Consider the following 9,039-nt stretch of genomic DNA (forward strand, 5'->3'; position numbering starts at 1 on the left):
AAAAAGTATTAAATTAGAGTGATGAGATTATATCACGCGCCATATATTATTCAAAGTGATCGTGTTTTAACCAGTTCTGTGAGGCAGGTGCTGATTATGTTTTTACCTTGAAACATAATCAGGGCGATTGACACGAGACTGTAAAGGACAGGTTCATTCTTCATGATGAAGGAAGGAATGCATGCTCCTTCCTCGATTAGCCCTACACCTTGTTTAAGAGATATAATCTCATCAGAAGAAGTAGAAATGGTAAGGATTAAAAATTTAAAACAGTTCGTGCGATCATAAAATAGATTATGAGGCCGCTGGCATCAATGACGGTTGATACAAACGGTGCGCTAACCACTGCGGGATCAAGATTTAAGATCCGCGCAAGAATCGGCATTATCGAGCCTGTGAGCGCGGCCATCGTACAGATTGCCACTAAGCTTAATGCGACGATCAATGCGATATTTTGTCTAAAAATATACCAAACCACAACATAGGCTGCGGCTCCTAAAGCAATCCCTAGCAAGACACCAACGCTTGTTTCTCGAAGTGCGATGGTTAAAAAGTCACTTACTCTTACGTCTTCAACCGCGAGTGCTCGAACGATGGTTGTTGATGATTGTGATCCCGTGTTACCGCCAATACCAATTAATAAGGGAATAAATAAAGTTAATACAATGACCTCATTTAAGGTCGATTCAAACGTATTTAACACATTGACGGTTAATGTCCCTGCAATGGCTAGAAAAGCTAGCCAAACCACACGAATTTGTAACAATCTAAAGATAGGAACCGACAAGTAAGGCTTTCCAAGCGGACCAGAAGCCCCCGCACGGAAAATGTCTTCCGTTTCTTCCTCTTCCATAATATCCATGGCGTCATCAATCGTTACAATACCCACTAATCGTTTTCCCTCTTCGACAATGGGAACAGCAAGCCAGTCGGTTGATTGGATGTAACGAGCAACTTTTTCCTGGTCATCATTGACCGAAAAAGACTTCATGTCTTTATACATAAGCTCGCTAATTTTACTTGAAGGTGAAGCCATCACCAATTTTTCAAGCTCAACCACACCTTTTAAGATCATATCGTCATTAACCACAGGAAGAACATAAATCGTTTCAGCCTCATTGCCATCTTTGCGAACGATTTCGAGGGCTTTCTCAACCGTCATATCTGGGTATAAAGGGATAAAAAAAGGGCTCATAATCCGCCCGGCCGTTTCAGGAGAATATTGCAACAACAATGAGGTGGCACGACGTTCCTTGGCGCTTAATCGTCGTAAAAAACGATCGGCTTTTTCGCTGGGGAGCTCGTCAAAAAGACGCGCACGATCATCGGGCTCCATTTGTTCAAGAATGGCGAGCGCTTTTTTCTTGTCGATTTCATTTAGAATATCCGCTTGGCTAACGGGCTCTAAGTAGCTGAATACTTTATCCGCTTTTTGCGGCGGTAATAAATTAAATATTTGATAACGTCGTTCAGGAGAAGAGTGATCGACTTCTTTTACAATTGAGTTCACGCTGGCTTCGGAGAGAAGTCGAGATAATTCTTTTTCTGGCAAATTTTTTTTATTAATTCCCATCATCGCTCCCTGAAGCTTAGTCGTCTTCCTTTGCGAGTATATCAAAAAGGAGTTTAGGGTATAAGCCAAAGGTAGACATAAACGTCGTTTTTTTCAACTTAAATCAATTGCCTAGGTTTTCTACACGGGTATAGCAATGACGATTAGGTTTTTGGAATTTACTGAATCATGAGAGTCAAACGGCAAAATTTGGAAATATTTGCTATAACATTAAATGAACCGTAAGGGATGGAGCCATACATGAGTCGCAAAAAGAAAACACTACACCCTGAGATTAAGGCCATCAAAAACATCTGTGAGATCATTGAAGAAGATAAAGCTAAAATAAATCCGCCTCAACAACAGCAGAAGCAGCCCGGGTTGCAACATAAAATGCGTCCTGAGCCAATTTCTATCTACGACGATTATAAGGCTGCTGGAAAATTAAAAGGCAAAGTTGTGGTTATCACCGGTGGTGACAGCGGTATTGGGCGAGCAATAGCATATCACAGCATAAAAGAAGGGGCTAAGGTGGCTTTTATTTATCTGGATGAATCGGCTGATGCAGAGACTACCCTAAATGAAATCAAGGGCATGGGCGGAGAAGCTATTGCGATAAAGCAGGATTTAAGCCGTCGCGCAGGCTGTAAAACAGCCGTAAAACAATGTTTAGAAAAATTTGGAAGGCTTAATATTTTAATCAATAATATTGCCATTCAATACCCCACAACCGATGTTCAGGACATTTCGCCAAACGATTTAGAACAAGTGTTCGCGACGAATGTTTTTTCTTATTTTTTTATGATTCAAGAAGTGTTACCCCATTTAAAACATGACGATGTAATCTTAAATACCACATCCATTACTGCCTTTCGTGGCAGTGAGCATTTAATAGATTACTCTGCGACCAAAGGAGCGATTGTCTCGTTAACCCGATCTTTAGCAAGTCTATTGATAAAAAAGGGAATTCGAGTTAATGGCATTGCGCCTGGGCCAGTCTGGACGCCCTTGATTCCTGCCAGCTTTACCGAAGAAGAGGTTGCTACTTTTGGCTCGCAATCGCCAATGAATAAACCCGCGCAGCCTGCAGATATTGCCCCAACTTATATTTTTCTAGCCAGTAAAGACAGCCAGTTTATAACAGGGCAAATACTACATCCAAATGGCGGAGAGATAGTGGCTTAAGGAAGGATTAGAATATATATCCCACATCCCGTAGCCAGCATCGCGGCTAAATAAAGACTCATCATTAAAGCAAAGCGATTATGAGCAATGATCCAAACCAAGGCGAATTTGGAAATGAAACTGGCTACGGCAACAATAGCCAGTAATTCAGTCGCCTGAATTAATGTAATGCTTTGTTCTTTAAATAAAGAAGCAATTGCAAACGCTACGGCATGAATCTCAAATAATCCAGTGATGAAAGCCACAATAGGTAATGCGTTGATGCCGATGTATTGTTTGATTGCTCCAACGAACAATAATATACCCATAATTAACAAAGCAAGTTTTAAGACTGCTGTTATGTCTAGGGGATTTTCGTAAGTAATGGACAGTTCTTTTTCACCGTTGGGTTTGATAAATACCCAGGAGGATATCCCCCCCAATAAAATGGCTGCTAAAATTGGCCAAGAAATATAATGCAGCAAATTGGGAGCTGCAACGGCCACAACAATGAGAAACGCCACAAGCGTGGCTATGGTAGCATAAATCCCAGCAGCCACCCCTGAGCCAGTCGATTTACTGACGGACTTTTTAGCGTGGGCTAAGGAGGCAAATACGGCGGTTGAAGAGACCAACCCACCGAAAAACCCCACTAAAATCATTCCTAATTGTTCACCGAACACTCGGATCATGATGTAGCCACCGAATTGTAGTCCTGCCAAAATGAGCACGATCATGCCGAATTTTTGTGGGTTAAGTAATCCCCAAGGATCTACGGTTTTATCTGGTAAAAAGGACACAATCCCAACGGAAATGATAAGAATCGTCAAAGCCGCCTCTATTTCTTTAGTACTAATTCGTTCTTTCGCAAACCGATGCAAACTGCGACGACTGTATAAAATCAACAATACGACGGTTGCGATACATACCGCAACTAAACGCTGGTGCATGACTAAATAGCCAAGAAGAAACACCGTGCCGGCGGCCATTTCTGTGGTAATCCCAATATTAGCGGTGCTTTGGTTTATTCGAGTAGCACGAAAATAACTTAATAATAAAGCGGCGAACACAAACGAGCTAACCGTGAGGGTTAATAAAGGCTTATGAATTTCAGCGCTCAATGTGCCTAATAAGGAAAACAATATAAAGGTGCGCATTCCAATGGTTTTTACGCCCCCTGCTTGGCTTCGTTCACGCTCAATGCCGATGGCTAGTCCTATCATAAACGAGAGAAAAAATGGTTGTAGGGCGTTTAACATAAAAATCCTTAAACTGAATTATACTTATCGCTACTAAAGCAGCGATCAGCAGCCTTACTTTAGGTTATTTGATAAACTTGAAGAGGATAACTTCTGGAATAACCCCCGATTAGGTTCAAGCTGTTCTATAATAATAAAAGAACTAGCAAAAATACCAAGGAATTTTCTAAAAAAGCTTAAGGAAGGAGCAATAATAATGAGTGTACTCACTGAAGATTATCCAGAGCTGTTTCTGAATTCATCCCAAACCCCATGCATATCCTTGTATCAACCAACTCACCCTGCTCATCCTGATCGAGAGCAAGATGTCATTCGATATAAGAACTTAGTCAAAGAAATTGAATCATCATTAGAGAAGAATTATACCGGTCGTGAAACAACGAAATTAATGAAACCATTTCATGACTTAATGAATAACCATGAGTTCTGGACACACGTTCAAAAAGGATTGGCCATTTTGGCTAATGATGATTTGTTCAAAGTATATAAGCTTCCGCGCGAAGTTCCTGAGTTAGCGATTGTGGCAGAAAACTTTCACATTAAGCCTTTGATTCGCATTATGCAATCAGCAGGACATTTTCAAGTGTTAGCATTAACTCGTAGGCAAGTGAGGTTGTATGAAGGAACACGTGACGAGCTTGAAGAAGTGACGTTACATCAAGAGGTTCCTAAAACACTTACTGAAGCTCTGGGCCATGAATTAACAGAACCCCGATTAACTGTTTCAGCTTATGGTAAAGGAACCGAAGGACCACCCATGCATCATGGTCATGGCGGTCGAAAAGATGAGGTCGACTTGGATGCTGAACGCTATTTTAGGCGAGTTGACGAAGCCATCGCTAAGCATCATTCTTATGCCTCTAAATTGCCTTTATTACTGGCCGCTCTTCCTGAATATCATCATATGTTCCATGAAGTTAGCCAAAATCCTTATCTTCTGCCAGACGATATCAAAGCCAACCCAGAAGAGTTGACGGTTGATGAGATTCGAAAGCGAGCTTGGAAAGTCATTGAGCCTTATTATTTGGCTAAACTGAATGCTCTGATTGAACGTTTCGGTGATTTAAGCTCAAATAATAAAGGGTCTGATGAGTTAGATGATGTTGCTAAAGCAGCTGTTTCTGGGCGTATTGAAACGCTTCTTATCGATGCGGATCGCAGAATACCAGGCCAAATTGATCACGCAACCGGGGAATATAAATTGGATGAATTACTTAATCCAGAGGTTGATGATCTGTTGGATGATTTGGGCGAACTCGTTTTGAAAAGCCGGGGAGAAGTGATTGTTGTTCCCAGCGATAAAATGCCAACAGACAGCGGCTTAGCAGCAATTTATCGCTATTAACAGCAGGTGAATAATGCATCGCTTAGTGCATCTCGTTGTAACTTTGATGTTTGCTTTCTGTTTCAGCCTGGGCGCCTATAGCACCCAGGCGTTGCCTAATGAGAACAGTAAAATTATACCCGGCAATGAAGATATTCCTGAAATAAAAAAACCTGTTGAAATAAAACCCTCTGCACAAGATAAAGAAATTAAAAAGCGCTTGGAAAATATCATGCAAGCAACCGGCTGGTATGAAAAACCAAGCGTCAAGGTCAGAGATGGTATTGTATTCTTAACCGGTGAAACCAAAACGGCCAAGCATAAGGAATGGGCGGAGGACTTAGCGAATAACACTGAGGATGTTGTTGCGGTAGTCAATGAAATCAAAATTGTCAGTCCTGCTTCTTGGTATGTGACTGAATTTAAGAGTGGCGTTGAAGAATACTGGCAAAGCTTTTTAAGAGGTCTGCCTTTTCTGGGTATATCCATTCTTATTATTCTCTTTGCATGGCTTATTGCTCGTTTTTCTTCGAAATATGCGCACCAATCGCTCTTGAGTCGTGAGCTTCATCCGTTGCTTGCGGATGTGATATCCAGAGGTATTGCCATATTATGCATTTTATTTGGGTTATATATTGTTCTTCAGGTTATGGGATTAACCACCATCGCGTTAACGATTCTTGGTGGTACGGGGGTGTTGGGTATTATTCTTGGGATTGCATTTCGTGATATCACTGAAAACTTATTAGCCAGCATATTACTCAGTGTTCAAAAGCCCTTCAATAACAATGATTTGATCGAAGTCGATAATATTATAGGCTATGTTCAAGCGCTTACGATCCGTAGTACGATTTTAATCACTCTAGATGGGCATGAAGTTCAAATACCAAATGCCACGGTTTATAAGAGTAATATATGTAACTTCACCAGTAATCCTAAGCGACGTGAACATTTTGTGATTGGAATTGGCTATGAAGAAGCGATTTCTCATGCTCAAGACGTCGCATTTCATGTTCTTGAACAACATCCGGCGGTGCTTACAGACCCAGAGCCTTGGGTTTTAGTAGAAGAATTAGCACCATCAACGGTTAATTTACGAATTTATTTTTGGCTCGATGGCAATGAATATAATTGGCGAAAAGTTCGCTCCTCTGTCATTCGGTTAGTTAAAAGTGCATTTCAGGATGCAGGTCTTTCAATGCCTGGCCAGATTATAGAATTAAGCCTGCTGGATGAAGTCCCAATTTTGCTTCCTGAGAAGCAAGGTAGAAAAGAAGGTGAAGAAGCCAAACTTGAAGAAAAAGAGTCGTCCAGCATTGCGACCAATGCTGAAGGCGGTCTAGGAAGCGATAAAGAAGAACTTCAGGAGCAAGGACGTAAAATACAACGCGCCGGCCAAGAGAAAAATCTATTAAAAAACACTTCTACAGATGGGAACACATAGCCTATTGGACTTGACCAAACAGTGCGCCTAAAAACACGTATTTTGAACCATCACGGGTATATTTTTAAACTGTGTGAATAGAGGCGCGAATAATGCGAGCAGATACATGCCAGAGTTTCGCGCTTAATCTTTTAATTTAAATATAAAGACTATATTATGAGTTTAGTCTAAAAGGAGAAATTGGAATGACTGACAAGGATGACAATCAACCCTTCACAACAACCGATGCGGGGATACCGGTACCCAGTGATGAACACTCCCTGACGATTGGGCCGAACGGCCCAATCGTTCTGCACGATCATTACTTAATTGAGCAGATGGCAAATTTCAACCGTGAAAGAATCCCTGAACGCCAGCCACACGCAAAAGGAAGCGGAGCTTTTGGATATTTTGAAGTTACCGAAAACGTAAGCAAATACACTAAAGCTTCGGTGTTTCAGCGCGGAACAAAAACGGATGTCGTGGTTCGATTTTCAACCGTTGCAGGTGAACGAGGCAGCCCCGATACCTGGCGCGACCCACGTGGATTCGCCGTGAAGTTTTATACCAGTGAGGGCAACTTTGATATGGTCGGGAATAATACGCCGGTCTTCTTTGTTCGCGATCCCATGAAGTTTCAGCATTTTATCCGCTCTCAAAAGCGCCGTGCCAATAACAATCTTCGCGATCATGATATGCAATGGGACTTCTGGACCCTTTCTCCAGAGTCAGCACACCAAGTAACCGTGTTAATGGGGGATCGCGGTATTCCAAAATCCTGGCGCCATATGAATGGTTATTCAAGCCACACTTACATGTGGGTAAATGCCAACGGTGAAAAGTTCTGGGTCAAATATCACTTCAAAACAGACCAGGGGATCGAATTTCTGACACAGGAAGAGGCTGATCGGCTTGCAGGTACTGACGCGGACTTACACACCCGAGACCTCTATGAGAGTATTCAACGCGGCGATTATCCGAGCTGGACGTTGTTCATGCAGATTATGCCGTTTCATGAAGCCGAGAAATACCGCATCAATCCATTTGATCTCACAAAAGTATGGCCGCATTCGGATTATCCACTGGTCAAGGTGGGCAAGTTAACCTTAAACAGAAATCCGACTGATCATCATACTGAAATTGAGCAAGCCGCGTTTGAGCCTAACAATATGGTACCAGGTACTGGAATTAGTCCAGACAAGATGCTTCTTGCAAGGGTATTCGCATACGCCGACGCGCATCGTGCAAGATTAGGTGTGAACTACAAACAGGTACCCGTTAACAAACCAAAATGTCCTATACACAGCTACAGCAAGGACGGAGCCATGCGTGTTGAAAACGTCTCAGATCCTGTTTACGCTCCTAACTCTAAAGGGGGGCCCACAGCAGATGCGTCAAGAAATCCCGAGGTTGCAACATGGGAGGCGCATGGGGATTTTGTGCGAGAGGCCTATACACTTCGCAAGGATGATGACGATTTTGGACAGGCAAATGCACTAATACGCAAGGTAATGGATAATGCAGCTCGTGACAGATTGGTGAGAAACATCGTTGGCCATCTGAAACAAGGAGTCTCAAAGCCTGTGCTAGAAAGAGCTTTTGAATACTGGAAAAATATTGATCAGGAAATTGGCGATCGCATCGAAAAAAGTTTCAAGAAAGACTAGGCAACGTATATGGACTCATCCGTTTTCGCAAGTAATCATTGAGTGAAAAGAGAAGTATATGCATACGTATATCCGGCCATTCAATGAGTGAGAACTGTTTTAATTCACTCGGGCCTTGATGATAGTCTCCTTATCGTCCCTACGGATATTCATCCAGGTTGCCTATCCGGTATTGACAGAGCAGGTTTTACCATTTTCACATCAATTTTCTTGCAAAACACAGGTAAGTTATCGTTTCTTCTTTGTTAAACCTCTTTGTTTTCCAAACACGTTTTAAATACATAACCTCTTTGGCGATATTGTTTTAGAAGTACAAACTTTTAAATGGTCAACGTATTTATCGCCATAAGCCAACATCGCCCAAATATGTCTGGCGTTCTTATTTGCCACAGCAACAGCCGCTTTGTTATAGCCACGTTCCTTATGAATCCGACACACCCATTCATTCATGTAATTTGTTTTCTTAGCTGCATTTTTTACAACAGTCCGTCCGCCATGTATAAGTAAACTACGTAGGTAGCGATCTCCACGTTTACTTATCCCCATTAGACGTTGTCAGGACTTACGCAAAACCCATTAACTTGAGAAATAGATCACACATCGAAGAGCGAATGGATCAAAGATTAGTTATCTGAGTCATAGTAATCTAC

Annotated in this window: 7 protein-coding genes; 4 read left to right on the forward strand and 3 right to left on the reverse strand. The window is 41.9% G+C overall.

Translation table 11 applies throughout. From position 1 onward, the window contains the following. Positions 1-256 precede the first annotated feature (256 nt). Positions 257-1,573, reverse strand: coding sequence for a magnesium transporter (gene mgtE, locus E1O47_RS07975; RefSeq protein ID WP_165475076.1), 1,317 nt, complete (start codon positions 1,571-1,573; stop codon positions 257-259). A gap of 240 nt (positions 1,574-1,813) precedes the next feature. Between mgtE and E1O47_RS07980 the strand changes: the two genes are divergently transcribed. Further along, entirely contained in the window at positions 1,814-2,737 is a 924-nt protein-coding gene (locus tag E1O47_RS07980; RefSeq protein ID WP_133130737.1) for an SDR family oxidoreductase, read from the forward strand. Here E1O47_RS07980 and E1O47_RS07985 read toward each other — a convergent pair. After that, entirely contained in the window at positions 2,734-3,975 is a 1,242-nt protein-coding gene (locus E1O47_RS07985; protein WP_133130738.1) for an MgtC/SapB family protein, read from the reverse strand. The genes E1O47_RS07980 and E1O47_RS07985 overlap by 4 nt on opposite strands. Positions 3,976-4,171: 196 nt before the next feature. Between E1O47_RS07985 and E1O47_RS07990 the strand changes: the two genes are divergently transcribed. From E1O47_RS07990 to E1O47_RS08000, 3 genes are all read left to right on the forward strand, one after another. Next, positions 4,172-5,320, forward strand: a complete 1,149-nt coding sequence (locus tag E1O47_RS07990) for a baeRF3 domain-containing protein (RefSeq protein ID WP_133130739.1) — start codon at positions 4,172-4,174, stop codon at positions 5,318-5,320. Positions 5,321-5,333: 13 nt separating this feature from the next. Further along, complete coding sequence (locus E1O47_RS07995; protein ID WP_133130740.1) at positions 5,334-6,743, forward strand: mechanosensitive ion channel family protein; 1,410 nt, start codon at positions 5,334-5,336, stop codon at positions 6,741-6,743. 185 nt (positions 6,744-6,928) lie between these two features. Beyond that, a complete protein-coding gene (locus E1O47_RS08000; RefSeq protein ID WP_133130741.1) occupies positions 6,929-8,389 on the forward strand; it encodes a catalase in 1,461 nt (486 codons plus the stop codon). Between the two features lie 273 nt (positions 8,390-8,662). Here the strand turns inward: E1O47_RS08000 and E1O47_RS12280 are convergent, their stop codons facing one another. Next, complete coding sequence (locus E1O47_RS12280; protein WP_165475077.1) at positions 8,663-8,839, reverse strand: hypothetical protein; 177 nt, start codon at positions 8,837-8,839, stop codon at positions 8,663-8,665. Positions 8,840-9,039: the final 200 nt, after the last annotated feature.

This window comes from Legionella yabuuchiae (assembly GCF_900640115.1).
Classification (GTDB): domain Bacteria; phylum Pseudomonadota; class Gammaproteobacteria; order Legionellales; family Legionellaceae; genus Legionella_A; species Legionella_A yabuuchiae.

Bases quoted from the DNA above. Each gene is read 5' to 3' on its own strand.
- mgtE (WP_165475076.1), bottom strand. From the start codon at position 1,573: ATGGGAATTAATAAAAAAAATTTGCCAGAAAAAGAATTATCTCGACTT.
- E1O47_RS07980 (WP_133130737.1), top strand. From the start codon at position 1,814: ATGAGTCGCAAAAAGAAAACACTACACCCTGAGATTAAGGCCATCAAA.
- E1O47_RS07985 (WP_133130738.1), bottom strand. From the start codon at position 3,975: ATGTTAAACGCCCTACAACCATTTTTTCTCTCGTTTATGATAGGACTA.
- E1O47_RS07990 (WP_133130739.1), top strand. From the start codon at position 4,172: ATGAGTGTACTCACTGAAGATTATCCAGAGCTGTTTCTGAATTCATCC.
- E1O47_RS07995 (WP_133130740.1), top strand. From the start codon at position 5,334: ATGCATCGCTTAGTGCATCTCGTTGTAACTTTGATGTTTGCTTTCTGT.
- E1O47_RS08000 (WP_133130741.1), top strand. From the start codon at position 6,929: ATGACTGACAAGGATGACAATCAACCCTTCACAACAACCGATGCGGGG.
- E1O47_RS12280 (WP_165475077.1), bottom strand. From the start codon at position 8,839: ATGAATGAATGGGTGTGTCGGATTCATAAGGAACGTGGCTATAACAAA.